Origin of the sequence: Lysinibacillus sp. G01H (assembly GCF_028872195.1) — a bacterium.
Classification (GTDB): domain Bacteria; phylum Bacillota; class Bacilli; order Bacillales_A; family Planococcaceae; genus Lysinibacillus; species Lysinibacillus capsici.
Window position 1 is genome coordinate 3,380,098 of the sequence record NZ_CP118397.1, and the last position, 23,506, is coordinate 3,403,603.

At 37.6% G+C, this 23,506-nt stretch carries 21 protein-coding genes; 4 read left to right on the forward strand and 17 right to left on the reverse strand.

The features are described 5' to 3' along the window. Positions 1–44 precede the first annotated feature (44 nt). Both icd and citZ read right to left on the reverse strand, forming a co-directional pair. The gene (icd, locus tag PSR12_RS17185; protein WP_025114483.1) at positions 45–1,307 is read right to left on the reverse strand and encodes an NADP-dependent isocitrate dehydrogenase; all 1,263 of its coding nucleotides are present in this window, start codon (positions 1,305–1,307) and stop codon (positions 45–47) included. Between the two features lie 79 nt (positions 1,308–1,386). Then, positions 1,387–2,502: a citrate synthase gene (gene citZ / locus PSR12_RS17190; protein ID WP_004226238.1), complete on the reverse strand. Its 1,116-nt coding sequence runs from the start codon at positions 2,500–2,502 to the stop codon at positions 1,387–1,389. Positions 2,503–2,752: 250 nt separating this feature from the next. On the opposite strand from citZ, the gene PSR12_RS17195 reads away from it, so the two are divergent. Beyond that, on the forward strand, positions 2,753–3,718 hold the full coding sequence (locus tag PSR12_RS17195; RefSeq protein ID WP_221680982.1) for an AI-2E family transporter: 966 nt from the start codon (positions 2,753–2,755) through the stop codon (positions 3,716–3,718). On the opposite strand, the gene PSR12_RS17200 is transcribed toward PSR12_RS17195, so the two are convergent. The 8 genes from PSR12_RS17200 to PSR12_RS17235 form a co-directional block, all read right to left on the reverse strand. Beyond that, positions 3,702–4,091, reverse strand: coding sequence for an FxsA family protein (locus PSR12_RS17200; RefSeq protein WP_221680983.1), 390 nt, complete (start codon positions 4,089–4,091; stop codon positions 3,702–3,704). The genes PSR12_RS17195 and PSR12_RS17200 overlap by 17 nt on opposite strands. Before the next feature lie 202 nt (positions 4,092–4,293). Continuing rightward, positions 4,294–6,054 carry a pyruvate kinase gene (gene pyk, locus PSR12_RS17205; protein ID WP_048393575.1) on the reverse strand — a complete coding sequence of 587 codons (1,761 nt, stop codon included), beginning with the start codon at positions 6,052–6,054 and terminating at the stop codon, positions 4,294–4,296. 26 nt (positions 6,055–6,080) lie between these two features. Continuing rightward, entirely contained in the window at positions 6,081–7,040 is a 960-nt protein-coding gene (pfkA, locus tag PSR12_RS17210; RefSeq protein WP_048393573.1) for a 6-phosphofructokinase, read from the reverse strand. Positions 7,041–7,361: 321 nt separating this feature from the next. Next, on the reverse strand, positions 7,362–8,318 hold the full coding sequence (locus PSR12_RS17215) for an acetyl-CoA carboxylase carboxyltransferase subunit alpha (protein WP_054549954.1): 957 nt from the start codon (positions 8,316–8,318) through the stop codon (positions 7,362–7,364). Further along, complete coding sequence (gene accD, locus PSR12_RS17220) at positions 8,311–9,168, reverse strand: acetyl-CoA carboxylase, carboxyltransferase subunit beta (RefSeq protein WP_048393568.1); 858 nt, start codon at positions 9,166–9,168, stop codon at positions 8,311–8,313. Before accD ends, PSR12_RS17215 begins: the two co-directional genes overlap by 8 nt. Before the next feature lie 24 nt (positions 9,169–9,192). Further along, positions 9,193–9,834, reverse strand: coding sequence for a FadR/GntR family transcriptional regulator (locus PSR12_RS17225; RefSeq protein WP_048393566.1), 642 nt, complete (start codon positions 9,832–9,834; stop codon positions 9,193–9,195). 132 nt (positions 9,835–9,966) lie between these two features. Next, on the reverse strand, positions 9,967–13,050 hold the full coding sequence (gene dnaE, locus PSR12_RS17230) for a DNA polymerase III subunit alpha (protein ID WP_274769903.1): 3,084 nt from the start codon (positions 13,048–13,050) through the stop codon (positions 9,967–9,969). A 22-nt stretch (positions 13,051–13,072) separates the two neighbouring features. Beyond that, the gene (locus tag PSR12_RS17235; protein ID WP_221680988.1) at positions 13,073–14,017 is read right to left on the reverse strand and encodes a DHH family phosphoesterase; all 945 of its coding nucleotides are present in this window, start codon (positions 14,015–14,017) and stop codon (positions 13,073–13,075) included. Positions 14,018–14,107: 90 nt separating this feature from the next. Here PSR12_RS17235 and PSR12_RS17240 point away from each other — a divergent pair, with 90 nt between their 5' ends. Continuing rightward, on the forward strand, positions 14,108–14,413 hold the full coding sequence (locus PSR12_RS17240) for a YtpI family protein (protein ID WP_221680989.1): 306 nt from the start codon (positions 14,108–14,110) through the stop codon (positions 14,411–14,413). 55 nt (positions 14,414–14,468) lie between these two features. Here the strand turns inward: PSR12_RS17240 and PSR12_RS17245 are convergent, their stop codons facing one another. Both PSR12_RS17245 and PSR12_RS17250 read right to left on the reverse strand, forming a co-directional pair. Further along, a complete protein-coding gene (locus PSR12_RS17245; protein ID WP_263082228.1) occupies positions 14,469–15,776 on the reverse strand; it encodes a DRTGG domain-containing protein in 1,308 nt (435 codons plus the stop codon). A 152-nt stretch (positions 15,777–15,928) separates the two neighbouring features. After that, a complete protein-coding gene (locus PSR12_RS17250) occupies positions 15,929–16,612 on the reverse strand; it encodes a metal-dependent hydrolase (RefSeq protein WP_221680990.1) in 684 nt (227 codons plus the stop codon). A 232-nt stretch (positions 16,613–16,844) separates the two neighbouring features. Between PSR12_RS17250 and PSR12_RS17255 the strand changes: the two genes are divergently transcribed. Continuing rightward, on the forward strand, positions 16,845–17,933 hold the full coding sequence (locus PSR12_RS17255) for a M24 family metallopeptidase (protein ID WP_221680991.1): 1,089 nt from the start codon (positions 16,845–16,847) through the stop codon (positions 17,931–17,933). Positions 17,934–17,984: 51 nt separating this feature from the next. Here PSR12_RS17255 and ald read toward each other — a convergent pair whose 3' ends face one another. After that, a complete protein-coding gene (ald, locus tag PSR12_RS17260; protein WP_274769907.1) occupies positions 17,985–19,100 on the reverse strand; it encodes an alanine dehydrogenase in 1,116 nt (371 codons plus the stop codon). 421 nt (positions 19,101–19,521) lie between these two features. Here ald and PSR12_RS17265 point away from each other — a divergent pair, with 421 nt between their 5' ends. Next, complete coding sequence (locus PSR12_RS17265) at positions 19,522–19,971, forward strand: universal stress protein (protein ID WP_004226191.1); 450 nt, start codon at positions 19,522–19,524, stop codon at positions 19,969–19,971. 61 nt (positions 19,972–20,032) lie between these two features. Here PSR12_RS17265 and PSR12_RS17270 read toward each other — a convergent pair whose 3' ends face one another. The 4 genes from PSR12_RS17270 to sppA form a co-directional block, all read right to left on the reverse strand. Beyond that, positions 20,033–20,962 carry a class I SAM-dependent methyltransferase gene (locus tag PSR12_RS17270; RefSeq protein ID WP_274769910.1) on the reverse strand — a complete coding sequence of 310 codons (930 nt, stop codon included), beginning with the start codon at positions 20,960–20,962 and terminating at the stop codon, positions 20,033–20,035. 89 nt (positions 20,963–21,051) lie between these two features. Next, on the reverse strand, positions 21,052–21,555 hold the full coding sequence (tpx, locus tag PSR12_RS17275; protein ID WP_274769912.1) for a thiol peroxidase: 504 nt from the start codon (positions 21,553–21,555) through the stop codon (positions 21,052–21,054). Between the two features lie 124 nt (positions 21,556–21,679). Beyond that, positions 21,680–22,306 (reverse strand): RDD family protein, encoded by a 627-nt coding sequence (locus tag PSR12_RS17280; RefSeq protein WP_202341334.1) that lies wholly within the window; start codon positions 22,304–22,306, stop codon positions 21,680–21,682. Between the two features lie 12 nt (positions 22,307–22,318). Next, a complete protein-coding gene (sppA, locus tag PSR12_RS17285) occupies positions 22,319–23,332 on the reverse strand; it encodes a signal peptide peptidase SppA (protein WP_048393549.1) in 1,014 nt (337 codons plus the stop codon). Between the last annotated feature and the right edge of the window lie 174 nt (positions 23,333–23,506).

A 23,506-nucleotide genomic window follows, 5' to 3' on the forward strand; every position in this document is an offset into this window, starting at 1 on the left:
AAAAGCATCCGCTTTAGCGATAAATTCTATTGTAGAATAGAAAATTATAGGTTTTTGATTAACTCATTAGCGAATTCTGAACATTTCACTTCTGTAGCGCCGTCCATTAAACGAGCGAAGTCATAAGTTACAACTTTTGAAGAAATTGTATTCTCAACAGATTTAGTGATCATGTCAGCAGCTTCTTGCCATCCTAAGTGTTCAAGCATTAATACACCTGAAAGTAATACTGAAGATGGGTTTACTTTATCTAAACCAGCATATTTTGGAGCTGTACCATGAGTAGCTTCGAAGATCGCATGTCCAGTAACATAGTTAATGTTAGCTCCTGGAGCGATACCAATACCACCAACTTGTGCAGCAAGTGCATCAGAAATATAGTCACCATTTAAGTTCATTGTAGCTACTACATCGAACTCAGTTGGACGAGTTAAGATTTGTTGTAAGAAGATATCAGCGATAGAATCTTTTACTAAGATTTTACCAGCTGCTAAAGCATCAGATTGAGCTTTGTTTGCCGCTTCTTCACCTTGTTCAGCTTTGATTGCATCGTATTGGTTCCAAGTGAAAGTTTGATCAGCAAATTCTTTTTCTGCTAATTCATAACCCCATTTTTTGAATCCACCTTCAGTGAATTTCATGATGTTACCTTTATGAACTAAAGTAACAGATGGGCGTTTATGTTTAATTGCGTATTCGATAGCAGAACGTACTAAACGCTCAGTCCCTTCTTTAGATACAGGTTTAACACCGATACCAGAAGTTTCTGGGAAACGGATTTGATTTACACCAAATTCAGATTGTAGGAAGTTGATGATTTTTTGAGCTTGTTCTGAACCAGATTCGAATTCAATACCAGCGTAGATGTCTTCTGTATTCTCACGGAAGATTACCATATCAACGTCTTCTGGGCGTTTAACTGGAGAAGGCACTCCATCAAAGTGACGTACTGGGCGTAAGCATACATATAAGTCAAGTTGTTGACGTAATGCTACGTTAAGAGAGCGGATACCACCACCGATTGGTGTAGTAAGAGGACCTTTGATTGCAATTAAGTATTCATTAATTTTGTCTAAAGTTTCTTGTGGTAACCATTCACCAGTTTGGTTAAATGCTTTTTCACCAGCTAAAACTTCTAACCATTCAATTTTCTTTTCACCGTTGTAAGCTTTTTCTACAGCTGCGTCGATTACGCGTGATGCTGCAGCCCAGATATCTGGACCAATTCCATCACCTTCGATGAAAGGAATTACTGGATTGTTTGGTACATTAAGTACGCCATTTTCAACTACAATTTTGTTTGACATTCTGTTGCCTCCTAAATTCATAATCATAGGACTGTGTTAGTGATAACACAGTCCCAAACATTCTAGCATATTTTCCAAATTAGCGCTCGCTGATTGGAACATATTTTTGCATGCCTGGTCCAACATACTCAGCACGTGGACGGATTAGGCGGTTATTAGCATATTGCTCAAGGATATGTGCCACCCAACCTGAAGTACGTGATACTGCGAAAATTGGTGTGAACAGGTCATGATCAATACCTAAAGAATCATACACTGACGCAGAGAAGAAATCTACGTTTGCAGGTAATTTCTTTTGTTCTACGATCATGTCATGAATTTTAACTGACATTTCGTAAAGCTCTGGTTTACCAGTTAGCTCAGTTAATTTTTTAGACATTACGCGTAAATGCGGAGCACGAGGGTCGCCTTTACGATATACACGGTGACCGAAGCCCATGATTTTTTCTTTGTTGTCTAATTTATTTTGAATATAAGATTCAACATTTTCAAGTGAGCCAATTTCAGTTAACATTTTCATAACTTGCTCATTTGCTCCACCGTGAAGTGGTCCTTTTAATGCACCGATCGCTGCAGTTACACCTGAATAAACGTCAGATAATGTAGCTACACATACACGTGCTGTAAATGTAGATGCATTTAATTCATGGTCAGCGTGTAACACTAATGCTTTGTCAAATGCTTCAATTTCAATAGCTTCTGGCTCTTCACCTTTTAGCATGTATAAGAAGTTTGCCGCATATCCTAATTCTGGTTTTGGCGCAACTGGCTCTAAACCTTTACGAACACGTGCAAATGCAGTTACTACTGTTGCAATTTTAGCTTGTAGACGAATTGCTTTACGGTAGTTTGCTTCTGGATCCATAACATCCGCTTCTTCATCGAATACACCAAGTAAAGATACTGCAGTACGCAATGCAGCCATTGGATGTACAGTTGAAAGTGGGTATGTTTTAAATTGGTCGACAATCGCTTGCGGAATTGACATGTTGTCTGCCAATTGTTGTTTTAATTCAGCTAGCTCGTCCTCTTTTGGTAAACGAGTATGCCATAACAGGTAAATTACCTCTTCGAATGACGCATTTTCTGCTAAATCATCAATGTTGTAACCAACATATGTAAGTGTGTCATCGATAATTGAACTGATTTTAGATTCCGCTGCTACGATACCTTCTAAACCTTTAGTTGCTGACATAAATTATCGCTCCCTCATACTTATTTTTTTGTTGCAAATGCGTTTTTTATGTTGCATTTACGAATTTTGCTCATATGAACCATTAAGTAAATCGCTTACATTGCTATTATAATCATTTTTGACAGCTTTGTGAATGAAAATCCTCCAAATAAAGAAAAAGACGTCCGAACGACTATATAATTGTCCTAAAGAGATTTTTTTGTATATTTTGACATTAATTTATCAATTGGTTTGGGGTGAATTTGTAAAAATGAGGAATTTAAAGTATTTTTCATACGAAAGAACTACGAGTGTTTTGCTATTTATTTTTTATTTAGTCATACTTTGGTTTGTATTACCTGTGTCACTCGCAATTTTTTTATCATTTTCAACGTATCCTATCATAAATTTTTTACACAAATATTGTAGGATTGCGTATTGGATTGCAGCAATTATTGTGGAAGTATTAATATTAACCTGTATTTTTCTACTAGTTGTCATATCTATTAACAGTATTATCGTCATTTTCCCAGAAATTCGAGAGACATTACAAAATTTCCCGCTTTTCAGTGAATATGAATCCATGTTTGTACAAGTTTTAAAAGAAAAATCACTGTCCATTTTCGATTCCATCATCGTATATACAGCAGATCTTTTCCAATTATTAATGAAGCATGTCATTGAGGTTTTCATCTTTTTGGTTGCTTATTACTTTGCGCTTCTAGAAACACGTAAATCACGCTATTGGTTCTTTCAATATGTGCCTAAAAAATATCGTCAAGAGTGGCAATCTCATTTTGCAAAAATGATGCAACTTTTTCATTATTTCTTATTTGTGGAGTTTCAATTATTTACGATTACCCTACTCATTCTTTGTGCTGGCTTTATGATCCTTCAATTTGAACAAGCCATTATTAAAGCATTTATTGTAGCATTTGCAGATGTACTACCGTTTTTCGGTATCGGGGTTTTTCTTGTGCCAATGAGCATTTATTTTTATTTCAACGGCAATACCTTTTTATGTGTGGCCATTTTATTACTCTATTTATTTGTACAATTAACAAGGCAGCTAGCCGATTCGATGCTTTGGTCCAACACACTTCAGCTACGCACATTCCATACATTCTTTATCAGCGCTGCCTCTATTCTATTATTTGGCTTTTATGGTATATTACTAAGCCCTATCTTTTTATTTCTAGCTGTAAAACTGAAAGAAAACTCTATCTTTGAACGATGATAAATTGACCTTTTTTCATTTTTTTACGCATCCAGTAATAGACAATGGGTTGGAACATTTTTCGAGAAAATGGCATGAGTAGTAATAAACCTAGGACATCTGTTAAAAATCCAGGTAACGCTAAAAACAAACCACCACCAAAAGTTAAGAAAGTATCCACTAATGCAGTTCCTGGCGCTTCTCCGCGTGCCAATGTATTTTTCACATTTTGAACAGAGTTCATACCTTTATTCTTCATGACATAAATCCCAATCACACTCGTAGCAATAATGAGCAATAATGTACTTAAAACACCAATATTTTGTCCAATGACTATTAATAACGTCAATTCGGCTAATGTGTAGATAATAAAACCAAGAAAAATTTTTCGCATATTTTTCTCCTTTCTACTTAAAAAGCTATACCTTTTATACGTTATTATAGCCCGTTTAGTTTCATAAAAAAATGAATTTACCTATTCTAAGAGAAAGTAACTTCTGTTAAAGGAAGAAATGAATAGTTTCCATAAAGTGTGTGTACAACCTTTATGAAAAAGCTCTAGTACAACAAACCGCACTAGAGCTTTTTGTTAATTATTAAAGAACGCTTGCATGTCCTTTGTAAATCACACCTGTTTCAGCGTCCATTGTAATTTCTTGACCATGACGGATTAATGTAGTTGCTTCTTTTACACCAACGATTACTGGAATACCTAGGCTTAACCCTACAACTGCTGCATGGCTAGTAAGTCCACCTTCTTCAGTAATTAGGCCAATACAATTTTCTAAAGCAGGCATCATATCACGATCTGAACCGACTGTAACAAGGATGCATCCGTCTGTATCGTAGGCAAGTGCCTCAGCAGCATTTTTAGCAACCACTGTTTTACCAACAACTGATGCTTTTCCGATCCCTTGTCCACGTGCAAGTAAATCTCCAATAATGTGAACTTTCATTAAGTTTGTTGTACCCGCTTCACCTACAGGTACACCTGCTGTAATGACAACTGCGTCTCCATGTGTAACAAAACCATGCTTCAAGCTTTCATCCACAGCTAGTTCTAAAATTTCATCTGTTGTTGTCACACGTTGACACACAATTGGGTATACGCCCCATACTAGTGTTAATGTATGAGCTGTATTTGTAGAGCCTGTTACGGCAACAATTGGCACTCCTGGTCGATATTTTGCAATCATTCTCGCTGTATTACCACTTTCAGTTGGTGCTAATACGGCTTTCACCCCTAAATTGATAGAAGTATAAGCTACAGCTTGTGAAATTGCCTCCGTCATATTTGCTTCTTTCTCACGACTACGTGTAGAAACAATTGATCGATAATCTAATGAATTTTCAGTGCGTTGTGCAATTTTATTCATCGTTTGTACCGATTCAACTGGATAAAGACCTGCGGCAGTTTCACCAGATAACATGATAGCATCTGTTCCATCAATAATTGCGTTGGCTACATCACTTGCTTCTGCACGTGTTGGTCGTGGGTTACGCTGCATGGAATCTAACATTTGAGTTGCCGTAATGACCGGTTTACCAACTTGGTTACATTTTAGAATTAATTTCTTTTGTACAAGTGGCACTTCTTCTGCTGGAATTTCAACACCAAGATCTCCACGAGCAACCATTAAACCGTCAGATACTAGGATGATTTCATCGATGTTATCGACACCTTCTTGGTTTTCAATTTTTGGGATGATTTGAATATGACTACCACCATTTTGTTCCAGCAATTCTCGAATTTCAAGAACATCTTTTGCACGACGAACGAATGAAGCAGCAATAAAATCAACACCTTGTTCGATACCAAATAAAATATCTTGTGCGTCTTTTTCTGTGATACCTGGTAATTGTACAGAAACACCTGGTACGTTAACACCCTTTTTATTTTTTAGTACGCCAGCATTTTCAACAATTGTATGAATTAATCCTTTTTCCATATCCGTTGCTAATACACGTAGTTGAATTAGTCCATCATCAAGTAAAATAATTGAATTTTGCTCAACGTCTTCAATTAAGCGCTCATATGTGACAGAAAAGCTCGTCTCAGTACCTTCTACTTCTGTCATTGAAATATCAATTACTTGACCTGCTGACAAATGAAGCTCGCCATTTTTCATGTTATGTGTACGAATTTCTGGTCCCTTTGTATCAAGTAAAATTCCCACTGGTTTATTTAATTTTTGTGCCACTTCACGAATTAAATGAATACGCCCTGCATGTTCCTCATGTGATCCGTGTGAAAAATTCAAGCGGGCTACATTCATACCTGCTTCGATTAATTTTTCTAAAATTTCTGGTGACTCACTTGCAGGTCCAATTGTACATACGATTTTTGTTTTTCTCATTTTTGCCCACTCCGTTTTATAACAAATTATATTGATAGTTCTTTCATTAGTGTATATAGGCTTACATCAGCCTCATGATTCTTTTCAAAAGCCTCTGGCATATCATAATCAATGACTTGATGATTGCGAATACCTACTGCTCGACCAGCCTTGCCTTCCATAAGTAATTCAACTGCATGTGCGCCAAACTGACTCGCTAATACGCGATCTCTTGCTGTAGGTGATCCACCACGTTGGATATGACCTAATACTGAAACACGTGTTTCTTTTCCTGTTTTTTCTTTTAACAGTTTTGCCAGCTCACTTCCTGACATAACACCCTCTGCCACAATAATAATACTATGCTTTTTACCACGTGCTGCACCACGATCTAAGCGTGCGACAATATCATCTAAATTATAATCTTCTTCTGGAATTAAAACTGTTTCAGCACCAGCAGCAAGACCTGCCCATAAAGCGATATCTCCTGCATCACGTCCCATTACCTCTACAATGAAAGAATTTTCATGAGATGTAGCAGTATCTCGGATTTTATCAATGGATTCTACTACTGTATTTAGGGCTGTATCAAAGCCAATCGTATATTCAGTTCCAGGAATATCATTGTCAATTGTTCCAGGTACCCCTACAACTGGGAACCCTTTTTTCACCAAATCCATGGCACCTCGATAAGATCCATCACCACCAATGACAACAAGTCCTTCAATACCAGCGGCTCGTAAATTCTCAATACCTCGTTGCTGAACAGCATCTTCTTTAAATTCTGGGCATCTTGCCGAATTCAAATGCGTTCCACCACGTTGAATAATACCACCAACTGCACCTAAATCAAGTTCTTCCATAAATCCTTTTACTAAGCCTTCATAACCATGCTTAATTCCGACAACATCAATTCCATGAAATGCTGCCTTACGAACGACCGCTCGAATAGCAGCGTTCATTCCAGGCGCATCTCCACCACTAGTTAATACAGCAATTTTTTTCATTGTCGAACCTCCTGCAGTTACTATTATTATTCACATTAACATGAAAAAACAAACTATGTAAGGGTTCTGGGGATACAAAAACATAACTTTTACATAAAAAATGAAAAGAATGCGCTTTCACACACTCTTTCCACCTAAAAACATCCTAAATCTAACATTTTTTCAAGAAGTCTGGCGTTTATTATGCGCTATTATCTTCTTTAATTTTTATAGCTTTTTAATATGTTAAGAAACAAATTTTGTCTCTTAACGAGCAAATATATAGCTTTTAAATTTTATATCCGATTAAAGTAAACAACATTCGTCTTTTTACAAACAGATTTACACTTCTGTATACTGTCCAATTTTTTTAAATTTTTCATAGCGATCTTCAACTAATTGTTCTCCATTTAAAGAATTTAATGCATGAAGTGTGTCACTAATGCATTCTTTAATAGAAAGGGCCTGTTTTGCTACATTGCGATGTGCTCCACCAATAATTTCAGGAATAATGCCATCAATTACACCAAGTTCTTTCAAATCAGGTGCTGTGATACGCATGGCTTCTGCTGCCTGCTTAGCCAGACTACCATCACGCCATAAAATAGATGCCGCTCCCTCTGGCGAAATAACAGAGTAAGTCGAGTTCTCAAGCATAAAGACACGGTTTGCTACACCTAATGCTAATGCACCACCACTTCCTCCTTCACCAATAACGATACTAATTACAGGCACAGTTAAGCCAGCCATTTCTACAAGGTTTCTAGCGATTGCTTCACTTTGACCACGTTCCTCAGCAGCTTTCCCTGGGTAAGCACCTTTAGTATCAATAAAACAAATAATTGGTCGTTTGAATTTTTCAGCTTGCTTCATCAAGCGTAGTGCTTTTCGATACCCCTCTGGATGAGGCATACCAAAATTACGACGGATATTTTCCTTAGTAGACTTACCACGTTGATGTCCAATTATTGTTACTGGTTGCCCTTCGAAAATGGCAATCCCACCAAGAATGGCTGCATCATCACCAAATGTACGATCACCATGTAATTCAATAAAATTTTCACACATTGCTTCAATATATTGAAGCGTTGTAGGTCTTTCTGGATGCCTTGCTACTTGCACACGATCCCACGGCTTCATATTGGCATAAATCGATTGCTCTAATTGTGATAAACGTGTTTCAAGCTTTTCGATTTCACCAGACATATCAACTTCTGCTTCAGCAGCAATTGTTTTTAATTCATCAATTTTCTCACGTAATTGTACGACTGGTTCTTCAAATGCTAAATTTTTAGACATGTTGTACGCCGCCTTTCGTATGCATTTTTACAAGTAAAGAAACTTGTTTACGTAAATCTTTGCGATGGAAAATGGCATCAAGCTGACCATGCTCTAATAAAAATTCTGCTGTTTGGAAATCACTTGGTAGTTTTTCTCGTACAGTTTCTTCAATTACACGTCGCCCTGCAAAGCCAATCAATGCCTGTGGCTCTGCAATATTTATATCACCAACAGAAGCAAAGCTTGCTGAAACTCCGCCTGTTGTTGGATGCGTTAAGATGGAGATGAACAATAAGCCTTGATCACTGTGGCGTTTTAATGCGACACTAGTTTTCGCCATTTGCATTAATGATAATACGCCCTCTTGCATACGAGCACCACCACTAGCGGTAAAGATAATAAATGGTACACCTAGTTCAGTTGCCTTCTCTACTGCTCGCGTAATTTTTTCACCGACTACAGAGCCCATTGACCCCATACGGAAGTGCGAATCCATAATCGCTACGACAATTTCTTCCCCATCTATTGTACCAACGCCTGTTAGGACAGCCTCATTCAAGCCTGTTTTCTCTTGGTCTGCTGCAATTTTTTCAACATACGCTGGGAAATTAAGGGGATTACTTGTTTGTAAATGATCATCCATGGATTCGAATGAGCCTTCATCTAAGAAATAGTCCACACGTTCTTGAGCAGTCATTTTGAAATGATGACTACATTTTGTACATACTTTATGATTTTTTTCTAATTCTTTTGTTAATTGAATGTGACGACATTCAGGACATTTTGTCATTAACCCTTCTGGAAATGCCTTTTCTTGCCCGTCCTCTTTCTTTTTTCGATTACCACTAAATAAGCTACGTATTGCCATGTTCGACTCCCCCTTTGTTGTTGTCTAAATGCTCTGTACAGTACTCATCCACTGCTCATAAGCTTTTAATGCTTCTTTTTCGTAACCCAGCTGCATCGATTTCAACATCGTTTGAATGATTAATTTTTCATCTTCTGTTGAGTTTCGATTTAAACGGTCGCCATCATAAGCTGCTAATTGAAACCAGATTTTTAATGAAAGACGATTACCTGTCGTAATTAATAGTTCTCTTAAAATATCTCGACAATTAATTGTACCTTCTATTTCTAGTTTCACAAAAAAACTATCCCACACAGGTAGTGTGCGAAGAATCTCTGTACAACTTATTACGCGGATTGCTTCCATTTCATGAATTTGTCGCGTTAATTCGACATCTTTTTTTGATTTTTCATCTTCTAATATAAACATCGACAGTATTTCTACGAGCTGATGCTTATGTGTGGACGCAAGAAAAGTACCACCACCATGTCTCGTTTCAATAAGCCCTAGCAACTCTAAGCTTCGCAAAGCCTCTCTCACAGAGGATCGCCCGACACCTAGACGCTCTGATAGAACTCGTTCGGAAGGTAGCTTCTCACCTGCTTGAATTTTTTCCATTTTAATGAGTTGACGTAGTTGTTGGACGATTTCTAAAAACACTTTTTTTTGTTCGGTTTTTTTATCCATACGACTAACTCCCCTTATCAAAAAAGTGGTCTGACCACTTTTTAACGTTGACTCTAGCTTACAAAATAACTGTGCAAAAGTAAAGAAAAAACTGCATAAAATTTAATGCAGTTTCTAATTTCTTGTTTCATTTTATATCTTTTTCGTCGTTTGCGCATGTTTTACTTTGATTTGCGGCTTGCCAAAACGTCTTTCTAAAACACCTTCAATCCATAACATTTCCTCCTCTACCAGCAGGTCTTGGACCAACTGAAAGGTTTGTGGAAAAAATGTAGTGGAAACTGTTCCAAACTCATCCTGTAGCTGAACAAAAGCCATTTGCTCACCTTTTTTCGTACGGATTTTCTTCACTTCTTCAATCAGACCAATCATTTTTATGGAGGTACCATCACGCTTCTGCTTCAACTCTCGACAGGTACTATTGATATCCGCCCAGAAGAGTCTTTCCTGTGCAACTGGATGGGTAGAAATATAAAAGCCCAAGCTCTCTTTTTCATGCATCAATTTTTCCTTCTGGGACATTGCTTCTGCCTGCATATATTTTGGTTTACCAAAACTAAATGCCATTGCTGATGCTAAATCAATATCTTCAGTTGGCCTTAAAAGTTCTGCGTGTTTCAAAGCTGCCTCGACTGTCATGATGAGGACGGCTCTATCTTTTTCTAGATAATCAAGCGCCCCAGCATATATCAATGATTCCAACACTTTTGGCTTAAAATGCTGCGCACTTAAGGCAACAGCTAGATCAAATAGGTTATTTAATACCTCTGGATTTGTTTGACGGAGTCCATGTATTTTTTCTATAAATGTATGAGGCACACCTTTAATTCCTGATAAGCTGTAGCGAATGCCTTCCTTTTCCACCGTAAAATATTTCGTACTACTTTTTAATGAAGGTGGATAAAATGGGATGCCCTTATCTTTTGCCTCATGGACAAATTGTTGAATCTTTTCTACATTTCCCGTGGCATTTGATAATAACGCTGCATAAAAGTTTTGAGGGAAATGCGCCTTTAAATAAGCCATTTGATAGGAAATAACACTATAGGCCACAGCATGACTTTTAGGGAAACCATAATCCGCAAAGCGTACAATCAGTTCGTATACTTCTTCAGCTAAACGCTGATCAAAGCCTTGGCGTAGCGCCCCCTGAACAAATGCTGTGCGTTGCTCCTCTAAAACTTGTCGATTTTTTTTACTCACTGCTCGGCGAAGCAAATCTGCCTGTCCCATTGTAAAGCCTGCCAGTACTGATGCAATTTTAATAATTTGTTCTTGATAAACGATCACACCAAAGGTCTCTTGTAAAATAGGCTCTAGCACTGGATGTGGCATCGTTACCATTTCTCTGCCAGCCTTCCGTTTTGCATAGACAGGAATAAAATCCATTGGACCTGGGCGATAAAGTGCATTTACAGCCACAATATCTAAAAAGGTTGTAGGACAGATATCACGCAAGGCTTGCTTCATACCGTCTGATTCTAATTGAAAAATCCCCAGCGTATCCCCTCTTTGTAATAGTTGAAACGTCTTGTCATCATGCATTGGGATTCGCTCGAATTCTATCCAAGGACCACCAGCTTTATAAATTGACCAACGTATTTGCTCTAAAATAGTGAGATTTCGCAAGCCTAAAAAATCCATTTTGACGAGACCACATGCTTCAATATCTCCCATTGGCCATTGCGTACTATAAATACCATCATGTCCTTCTTCAATCGGTACAGTATTCACTAAAGGCGATGGAGCGATGACAATACCAGCTGCATGTATAGACGAATTTCTTGGTAGTCCCTCCAATTTTAATGCCACCTCGTACCAACGCAAATGCATATCATTCTCCGCTAACCAGCCTTGAAAGTTCTGTGACTCTGCAACAGCTCTTTGTAATGTAATACCCGGCTTATTTGGAATCATCTTCGAAATTTTTTCTAGCATTTCCGCATCAAAGCCAAATACCCTTGCAACATCCCTAGCAACTGCTTTTGCAGACAATGTACCAAATGTAATAATTTGTGCGACATTTGCTTTGCCATACTTTTGGGCAACATACTGAATGACTTGATGTCTTTTACTATCAACAAAATCGATATCAATATCAGGTAAGGTAATTCTTTCAGGATTTAAAAAGCGTTCGAATAATAAACCATAGGCAAGTGGATCTACTTGTGTAATCGAAAGACTATATGCCACAAGCGAACCTGCTGAGGAACCACGTCCAGGTCCCGTCAAAATTCGATTTTCTTTTGCATAACGCATGAAATCCGCCACAACCAAAAAATAGTCAGCAAAGCCCATAGAGCAAATAATTTCAAGTTCATACTGTAATCGCTCATGGTAAGCAACGGGTATTGCCAGTTGCTTGAATCGCTCTTCTAATCCAGTAAATGCTTCTTTAGCAAGCAAGCTTTCAGCTGTTTCACCTTCAGGTACAGGAAATTTAGGCATTTGCACAGTCATTTTTGGTAAATCAGCTCTACAGCAAGCAAGCATTTTCGTACTGGAATCAAGCCAATCTGGATGATCAGCAAACCAATTTTGCCATTCGAATGCTGTTGGGGCAAAATAGCCCTGTACATCAGCTGTTTGCATAGTATTACTAAGCTTTTCTCCTGTATCAATTGCTCTTGCTACTTCATAAGCAAAATGATCTTCTGGACGCAAGAAATAACAGCTTTGAGAGGCTACAAGAGCAATAGCATGTTCTTCACACCAAGAAACGAATTCATCTTCTTGTTCAGCCTTTATCCCTCCAGGTCTAGCAATCCCCATATAGAAATGATGGTTAAAAAGTTGGACCAATGCAGAAACCATTGCCTGCCAGTCATCTACATCTGTTAAATCGTCTGAAGAAAGTAGAGCTATACAGCCTGCTGAATATCCCTCAAGCCATTTCCAAGGTAGCACATCATCTTGTCTAATTGAAATCGCACTACTAATCTTTAATAAATGTTGATAGCCCTCCTGTGTCCGCGCATACAGGACGAGGGGAAGCGTTTTATCATGCCACTGAACGTTAACCGAAAGCCCTATAACCGCATGGATATTTGCTTGCTGCAATGCTTTACAAAAAGGCAAAAGCCCGTACAATTTCGTATTAACGATTGCACAGGCTTGTGTCTTTTGTTCTTGTAAAAAAGGAATCAATTGCTCAAGCCGAATTGTGCTTTTCAATAAATCCGCGCTCGTATGCATCTTTGTATATACATGTGTCAAATGAATCCCTTCCTTTTCTCTGTTAATGATATGCTTTACAAATCTCTTTTAATCTTGCAATAACAAGGTCTGCTTCTTCCCATGAATAGGCAGTAGCACCAGATGCAAGCGGATGTCCGCCACCGTTAAATTCTTTCGCTAATGTATTGATAACGGGACCCTTCGAACGTAATCGTACACGGATCTGATCCCCTTCTTCAATGAAAACAACCCATGAGCATATATCTTTAACACTGCCAAGGCAGCCTACTAATAAAGAAGCCTCAGATGGCACGGTATCATGCTCTGCCAGTAATTCTTTTGTTAGCTTCACATAGGCTGCTCCATGCTCATCCATTGTAAAGTTTTGATAAATATATCCCTGTAAATTAAGTAACTTTTGCTCCATTTCATACATGCCATCGAATAGTTGATTTCGATCAAAATCATATGTAATCAGATCCGCAGCAACTTTAAATGTTTTAGCTGTTGTACTTGGGAATTGGAATCTACCTGTATCGCCCACTATTCCTGCAAATAATAAGCGTGCAGCAGCATCTGAAAGCTTCCAGTTTGCTGCTTCCTTGCCTTCTACATATAATTCATAGATCATTTCACTACAAGAGCTTGCTGTCGTGTCCACCCATAAAAGATCACCATAAGCATCATCATTTGGATGATGATCAATTTTTATCACCATTTTTCCTTTTGTGTAGCGTTGGTCGTCAACACGTTCTGTATTAGCAGTGTCAGTGACAATTACTAAAGCATTCTCATACACTTCATCCGCTATTTCATCAGGCTGTGCCATAAAAGATAAAGAAGCATCATGTTCCCCTACAGCAAAAACCTTTTTCTCAGGATAATTGGCTAAAATAATCTCTTTTAAGCCTTGCTGCGAGCCATAAGCATCAGGATCAGGACGTACATGACGATGGATAATAATGGTTTCATTGGCCTCAATTGTGTCGATGATTTGTCTTTTCACAATAATTTCCCCCAAAATGATAGTAAGAACCGTTAGCATTTTCGCATAATTATCGTTACAATAATGTCTAGTTATGCTAGGAGGTTTACTATGCTCAATTTAATATTTGTGTTTGCGATTATCATATCTTTTGTTTTTTATTTTTATTTTAAAACAAAACAATTCCGTTCTCCATTACCTATTGCTAAAAACTGGTATAAAAGCAAAGCGAACATCGGCTTAGGTTCCTTAATTTTGTCATTTGCTTTAAATCAAGCTTATTTATTCCCGAGCTTATTTACATTTATTATTGTAGCAATTCTTGCCGCGCTCGGCATCTTAGTTATTATAGAAAATATAAAAAAAGCACGTCATTATGGACAATTTGTTGAGGAAGAATTCCGCATTAATCAATAATATATGTAACAAAGGGATGACCAAGCAATTGCGCTAGGCCATCCCTTTTCAATACTTAACGTTCTAATAGTTGGAACATCATCATTGCCTTACCAACAAGCATTTGTTGATTATACACTTCAAAATCCATTTTCACAAACTTACGACTCATATCTAAAATCCGAGGCTTAACAGTTAGCGTACTTTCCATTTGGACTGGTTTAATAAAATAAATAGTCATATTCTCTGCCACTGCATCTCCACGTTTACGTCGTTTTAATGCGAATGAACCGACCTCAGCCAGTAAAGTTGTAAAAGCACCGTATGAAATTGCTCCATATTGATTGGTCATTTGTGGTGTGACTTTAAATTCAACTATGAGTTCTTCATCACCTAATACCTTCATTTCATTTTTCACTAAATCATCAATCGTTTCACCGTGCTGTGGCTGTCTTTGTGCTAATTGCAACGCCTTCAGTACATCTTGACGGCTAATAACACCCTGTAAAATATTGTCGTCATCTACAATTGGTAAGAGATCAATCCCCTCCCAAATCATTCGATGCCCTGCAGAGGCGACACTCATTTTCATGGAGCCAGCAATCGGGTTTTTCGTCATTACTTTTTCAATAAGCTCGTTTTCTTCACGACCAATGACGTCTTTTACGGTAATCATACCGACCAGTTTATTTTGGTGGGTAACTACAGGAAATGCACCATGGGTAGTTCGTTCATTCAGCTTCTGGAAATGATGAATTGTTTCATCACTTTTTAATGCTGCAGTGTCAGTCATTGGTACATAAATGTCTTCGATAAAAAGAATATCTTTTTTAATCAATTGGTCATAGATTGCCCGATTAATCATTGTTGCTACTGTAAACGTATCGTAGCTCGTTGAAATAATTGGTAAATCCAAAGAATCTGCAAGCAACTTATTATCTTCCGTAGTATCAAAACCGCCCGTGATTAAAACAGCTGCACCCGCTCGAAGGGCATTTTCATGTGCTTTAATACGGTTACCAACAATTAATAAGCTACCTGCATCCGTGTAACGCATCATGTCCTCTAATTGCATGGCACCAATAACAAATTTTGTTAGTGTTTTATGTAGACCTGATTTACCACCTAAAACTTGGCCATCTACAATATTAACAATTTCTGCAAAAGTTAAGCGCTCAATATTTTCTTTCTTTTTTTTCTCAATACGAATTGTTCCAACACGTTCAATAGAACTTACTAAGCGACGATTTTCAGCTTCCTTTATTGCACGGTAAGCCGTTCCTTCACTCACTTGCATTTCCTTTGCTATTTGCCGTACTGAAATTTTATCGCCCACGGGTAGTGATTCGATGTATTGTAAAATTTTCTCATGTTTTGTAGACAAAATATCACCTATTTCCTAAGCTTCAATTCTGCTCTTAGTGTACCATATTTTTTAAGAAAATATTTAATATAAAGTGATGAAATAGTTTAACTTTCCCCATCATTTCAACTACCAGCGTGGTGTCAATTCATATAGTACAGCATTACCAACGATTAGAAACAGTTTACTTTTTCGCCAGCTTTCAAAATTTGAACTTCTGTATTTTGTACTAAATCTGCAAAAATTTGCGGATCTTGCTCGATTGGTGGAAAAGTATTGTAATGAATCGGTACGACAATTTTCGGTTTTAAAAACGAAACTGCACAGGCTGCATCCTCTGGCCCCATTGTAAAATTATCACCAATCGGTAAGAATGCTATATCAATTGGATGTCGTTCACCAATTAGTTTCATATCACCAAAAAGAGCTGTATCGCCCGCATGATAAATCGTTAATCCTTCAATAAATAATAAAATTCCGGCAGGCATGCCCATATAAATAATTTCGTTATTTTCTGTTACATAAGAAGATCCATGAAAGGCTTGTGTAAACTTTACTTTACCGAAGTCAAATTCCTTCGCACCACCTATATGCATCGGGTGTGTTTTTACACCTTGCCAAGAAATCCAATTAGCCAGCTCATTTGGCGCAATCACTAGCGCATCTTTTTTCTTCGCTAATTCTACTGTATCTCCAACATGATCATTATGGCCATGTGTAAGTAAAATAATATCTGGCGCTTCATCAGCCACTTTTAAGTCTGTTTGCCCATTGCCATTAATAAAAGGGTCAATTAATATCGTTTTTCCATTTGATTCAATTTTTACAACTGAATGCCCATGATAACTTATTTTCATCTTAACATCCTCCTCGGTTAACAAATACAGTTCAACATTTTAATTCGCTACCCATGCGCTTTTTCCCTTTTTTTGATATGCTTGTACAGAGAATAATGGTAGTTTTCTCTAACAGCCTTATACCCTGTTAGAGCATAATTATTCAGTACTCGATAAGAATCCTCGCTACTTTTTTCGGCAGTCGAAGCTTTCTTACGTAAAATTTTCCATGCAATAAAAGGAGGACATATTGATGTCGAAGGTTGAAGAAATCCAACGTTACTTGCAGCAAAATCATATCGATGCAGCGTTCGTAACAACACCTGACAATGTTTTTTACGTTTCAGGCTTTAAAAGTAATCCACATGAAAGATTACTAGGAGTCATGATTTTTAAAGATGTGGAGCCTTTTCTAATTTGTCCACAAATGGAGATTCCAGATGCAAAGGCTGCTGGTTGGTCTTATGAGGTAATTGGTCATCAAGATACAGAAAATTCGATGGAAGTTCTTGCTCAAGCGATCGTAGCACGCCAAATCACCCCAGCTACATTTGCTATTGAAAAAGCACAACTCATTGTTGAGCGCTTGGAAGCTTTACAACAATCTTTCCCTCAAGCTAGCTTTGTGCGTCTTGACGAAAAGATTAATGCGATGCGCGTAATCAAAGATGAAAGTGAATTAGAAAAATTACGTAAAGCTGCTGAATTGGCCGATTATGCAATTGAAATCGGTTGCAAGGAAATTGCTGAAGGTAAAACAGAAATGGAAATCCTAACAGCAATCGAAAGTGCCATTCAAGATAAAGGCTGTAAAATGTCTTTTGAAACAATGGTATTGAGTGGTCCAAAAACTGCCTCTCCTCATGGGAAGCCAGGTGCACGTAAAATTGAAAAAGGCGATATGGTATTATTTGATCTTGGCGTTATTTACGATGGCTATTGCTCAGATATTACACGTACTGTAGCTTTTGGTGAGCCTAGTGAAGCGCAGAAAGAAATTTATCAAACTGTTTTAGCTGCCAACACAAATGCGGTCGCAGCAGTAAAACCAGGTGTTCGTGCGATGGACTTAGACAAAATTGCGCGTGATACAATAACAGAGGCTGGTTATGGTGAATATTTCACGCACCGCCTTGGACATGGTCTTGGTATTTCTGTACATGAATTCCCATCTGTTACAGGTGCAAATGAGATGACGATGGAAGAAGGTATGGTCTTTACGATTGAGCCTGGCATTTATAAATCAGATGTAACAGGCGTACGTATTGAGGATGATGTTGTCGTTACAAAAGATGGCGTTGAAGTATTAACAAAATTCCCGAAAGATTTAATCATTCTATAATGCAAAAAAGGAAGCAATTAGTGTGCTTCCTTTTCCTCTTTCTAACAAAGTTTATTGAATTAACTCATCCACATCGACAAATGGTAGCCCTTGTGAATCTGCCACTGCTTTATAAACTAGTTGTCCATATAATGTATTCACACCTTTTTTCAGTGCTGCATTATCAAGGCAAGCTTGTTTGTAGCCTTTGTTAGCAATTTGAAGTGCATATGGAATTGTATTATTTGTTAAAGCAATTGTAGAAGTACGTGGTACCGCACCAGGCATATTAGCAACTGCATAGTGTACAACGCCATGCTTCACATATGTTGGATCATCATGTGTTGTCACACGGTCAGATGTTGCAAAAATACCACCTTGGTCAATTGCGATATCGACTACAACAGAGCCGGCTTGCATTGACTGAATCATTTCTTCCGATACAAGTTTCGGTGCTTTTGCGCCTGGGATTAGTACCGCACCAATAACTAAATCTGAATCTTTCACTGATTCTGCAATATTATATGGATTAGACATTAATGTTTGAACATCACGTCCAAACATATCTTCTAATTGACGTAAACGTTCTGGACTTAAATCGATAACTGTCACATCAGCACCCATGCCAACAGCAATTTTTGCAGCATTTGTACCTGCAATACCACCGCCAATTACTGTCACTTTTCCACGTTGTACACCCGATACACCACCTAGTAAAATACCTTTACCAGCATGGTTTCTCTCTAAGAACTGTGCACCAATTTGTGTAGCCATTTTACCAGCGACTTCACTCATTGGTGTTAACAATGGTAATGAACCATTTGCTAATTGTACTGTTTCGTAGGCGATTCCTACTACTTTTTTATTTAAAAGTGCCTGAGTTAATTCAACCTCTGGCGCTAAGTGTAAATAAGTGAATAAAATTTGACCCTCGTAGAAGTAATCATACTCAGAAGCTACGGGTTCTTTTACCTTCATAATCATTTCTTGGGACCAAGCTTCTTTAGCTGTTTGAACAATATGAGCACCTGCTGCAATGTAATCAGCATCCGTAAAGCTTGAACCTAGCCCCGCTCCTGTTTCAATGTACACTTCATGCCCTGCATGTGTTAAAGTGACAACTCCTGCTGGTGTCATTGCTACACGGTTTTCATTGTTTTTAATTTCCTTTGGAATACCAATCTTCATTGTTTCCTATCCCCTTCCATAACATAAGAAATAAGCATCATTTATGTAACTAAACTTGATGCACCCCTTGCACTTCCATATTACCAAACAATTGCAAAAAAAGCTTTAACTAATGCAAATACAGATAAAATTTATAAGATTTCCAAAATAACAAATATTCAAACGTTGTATAACATTATAAATTATTATATTTAAAAACTAAAAAGGAGTCTTAGTAGAAGTTATTGGAGTTGATTCGAGTGTAGTTGAAACCAATCAAAGCACGTTTACACACTGCAAATAGTGGGAATTAGATATTTATAATTAATTAACATTTCTACATGAAATGCCTTCACATTTTCATAATTTTTCTTGCGGAAAGTATTTCCTTTAGAAAATCATTTGGTATAATCAACATATACAAATCAGGGAGGTTTTTCAAATGGCTAATCATTATAAAAGCATTGTTGTTGCAGTAGACGGTTCAAAAGAAGCTGAATACGCGTTTCGTAAATCAATTGATGTTGCAAAACGAAACGAAGGTGCAGTATTAAATCTAGTAAATGTAATCGATACTCGTTCATTTGCTGCTATCGAAGCTTATGACCGTTCCATTGCAGAGCGTGCTCAAGCATTTTCTGAAGAACTATTAAATGGTTACAAAAAGCAAGCTGAAGATGAAGGTTTAACGAATGTTAATCTTATCATCGAGTATGGCTCTCCAAAAAATATCATAACAAAAGAGCTTTCTAACATCGTAGACGCAGATTTAATCATTTGTGGTGCAACTGGTCTAAATGCAGTAGAACGCTTCCTAATCGGTTCTGTATCTGAGGCTATCGTACGTTCAGCTAAATGTGACGTACTAGTTATCCGTACGCCAGAAAACTAATTTGTAATACATAAAAAGGTATCCTTGTATAGGATACCTTTTTACTAGCACTTAGGAGCAATTACTTGCCCTCTTTCCATATCTTCACTTTTTCAAAGAATAGCGCAAGTGCCTGCTTATTCTGCATATTTGGTACTTTAGCTAATAGGACTTCTTTAGGAGCTTTCAATTCCTTCGATTGTTTTTGTAAAATCACAATGCTCTTCTCTAATGATTTATTTGCAAACATCGAGTCAGGTAATTGAATAATCGCTTGAATCCACGCATGCTTTTGAATGTATTTGTGTAATTGCTTAGACTGCTCTGACTCAAACAGATGAGATGGTGCAAGGAAAAATAAATAGCCGCCATCCTTTGTATAATTCATTGATTGCTCGATGAATAAATGATGGGCATAACTCATCCCCTCCGCTGGACATAATTCATAATCTAGCGCCACTTCTTCATTTGGATAATAACCTACAGGTAGATCACAAACAACGGCATCCACTGGATTGACCAATAAATCTTCTAAGGCATCTTGACGGTATAAAGAAATAGGTTGTTCTGTTAAGTCAGCAGTTGCCGCAGCAAGACGAATAAGCAGCTCATCCACCTCTACACCTGTTGCTTCCACTTTTCCATCTAATAAATTCATAACCGTCAGTAATAAATTGCCCGTGCCTACTGCTGGGTCCATGATCGAGATCTTTTCATTTTCAAGACGCTCTGCAAAAATCTGCTCCACAAAGTAGCCCACTAATAGCCCTAACGTGTCAGGAGTCATTTGATGATTCGGCTGTGAGCCTTTGCGCATCCCTTTTAAAATAGCAATTTGAATCGCTTTACGAATATCCTCTTTTGTTGCATCTTTTTGAGAAAAATCAACTTCGCCATCAAGCCATGCCTCTAACCCATTTAATAATCCCTCTAGTAACGTTATATTGTGTTCTTTTTCGATTTTTTCGGCATGCTCATTTAGCAAACCAAATAACTTTTCGATATTTTCCATATCTAACTTCCTTTCACGCAGAAAAGAGCCGTGACAAACACTTGTCACAGCCCCTTTGTCTAGTATTATCTTAGCCTAAAAGCAGCTTATTATGCTAGTGCTTTGACAGCTGCAATGGCCGCTTCATAGTTTGGATGATCTGTAGCTTCAGGTACATATTCAACATATGTTACTTTATTGTTTGCATCCACAACGAATACTGCACGTGTCAGAAGACGTAATTCTTGAATGTATACGCCATATGCCTCACCAAATGAAAGGTCGCGGTGATCTGATACAGTTTGGACTGCATCTATACCTGCTGCACCACACCAACGCTTTTGAGCGAATGGAAGATCCACAGATACTGTATAAATGACTACATTACCACCTAAGTTAGCTGCTTCCTCATTGAATCGACGTGTTTGCGCATCACATACACCAGTATCTAATGATGGTACAACACTAAATAAACGAATTTTCCCTTCTGAATCATCTAATGTTACAGGTGATAGGTCATTCGCTAATACCGTAAAATCTGGAGCTTGATCGCCCACCTTTACTTCATTTCCTACTAGTGTCACTGGACCATTTTTAAATGTTACTTGTGCCATCTAAACGCCTCCTAATCATCATATGTACATAATATTACTAAATGAAGGGAATTAATTGCAACTATGATAGCTTACATACTTAGAAATAGATAAGACTGTCTCCTAATTTGAGACAGTCTTATGTTTATTGTTCATTTTTTTCCTCTAGCTTGGCTAAGTCTATTTTTTCTTCTTGTACAGTAATTTCTACATGTTCTTCTTGTTTTGGTAAAGTAGTCGGTGTTGAAGCCTTTTCAATAAAGATTTTTTCGTGCACCACTGTTGTATCGGCAAAATAATCATGTAAGCCTTGATTTTCTGGTAAAATCACTACCAAAATATACAGTGGCATAAAAATATTATTGATGATACGACCAATCCAATCACGGAATAACACATCTGACCAAGTTAGCTGATCGTGCTTTAATGAAATTACACGTAATCCAAACACCATTTTCCCTAGTGTTTGCCCAAAGAACTTGGTCATCAGCACAAAATAGCTATAGTAGAAAATTGCTGTAATAATAGAAATTGGCGCATACCAAACAGAATCAGATAAAGACCAATCCATTAAATAGAAGATAGGATTGACGAGTATTCCACCTACAGCAGAAATGATGAATCCATCTAATAAAAATGCCCAAAATCGTACCCAAAAACCAGCAGTTTTTAAAGCATAGTTTTTTTCATTTACTGATTCTCCTGAGGTATTTATATAGAACCCATTTTCCATAGAGGGTGAACCTTGCATAACAATTTCATTGTTTGTCATTGTGCTCCCCCCTTAGTATTCCCCATATAGATACATCATTTTCGGTGCGCTATAGTCCGTCATGATTTTCATTAGCATTTTTTCTTCGGCAGAGGGACCGAACATGGAGCCAATTTTCATACCTACGTATGATTGCCAGCCACCCATATCGTATGAATACTCAAATAAAGCCGCATCTTCAAGTCCATAATCTTCACGAAGAGCTGCAATGGCCGCTTCTTCATCACCAATTTCATCAATTAACCCTGCTTCAAGCGCTTTTGTACCACCAAGAATACGACCATCTGCAACCTTCTTCACTTCTGCTTCAGACATATTACGTCCTTGCTCTACAATATCTACAAATTCTTCGTACGTTTCATTAATCATATCTTGCATCATTGCACGTTCCTCAGCTGTCACTTCACGCATTGGACTTAGCATATCTTTATGCTCTCCAGATTTAAACGTCTCAAATTTGACCCCTACTTTTTCAGCAAGCTCTTGATAGTTAATAGATTGCATGATAACACCTATAGAGCCTGTTATTGTATCACGATGGGCAAATATTTTATCTGCTGGTGCCGAAATATAATAACCACCTGAAGCTGCCATAGAATCCATCGATACATAAATTGGAATTTGTCGTTCTTCTTTAATTTTTAGTAGCTTTTTATAGATATCTGCAGATTCCTTTACACCACCACCTGGTGAATTAACGCTTAAAACAACACCCTGTATGGACTCATCATATAAAATATTATCCAATTGTTCTAAGAAAAATTGATGATCATAGGCAACTGGTTGCCACAATGTACTTGAGCCGATATCTTGAATCGTTCCATCTACCTTTAAATAAGCAATTCGCTTATCAAAATTTTCCCCTTCAATGACATTTTCATATACATCTAAGCTATTACCTGCCATTAAGCTATCAAAATTACCTAGGAAATCTGCTTTAAATAGCGCAAAAATGGTATTAATTCCCAACGAAAATAATAAGAGAACACCTGCCACTACTAAAGCAACCCACCTTTTTACATTCATGTCTTTCCGCCTCCTCAACACGTAATACGTATGACTTGCCAATTTGTTTCATTTTTTTGCAATAATTAAACACAAAAAGCTTTAAGCTATGTATTTCCTCATATTACCTTACCTAAAAAAAATAAAAAAATCAAAGTCCATACCTTTGATGAACTTTGATTTTCGACATTATTT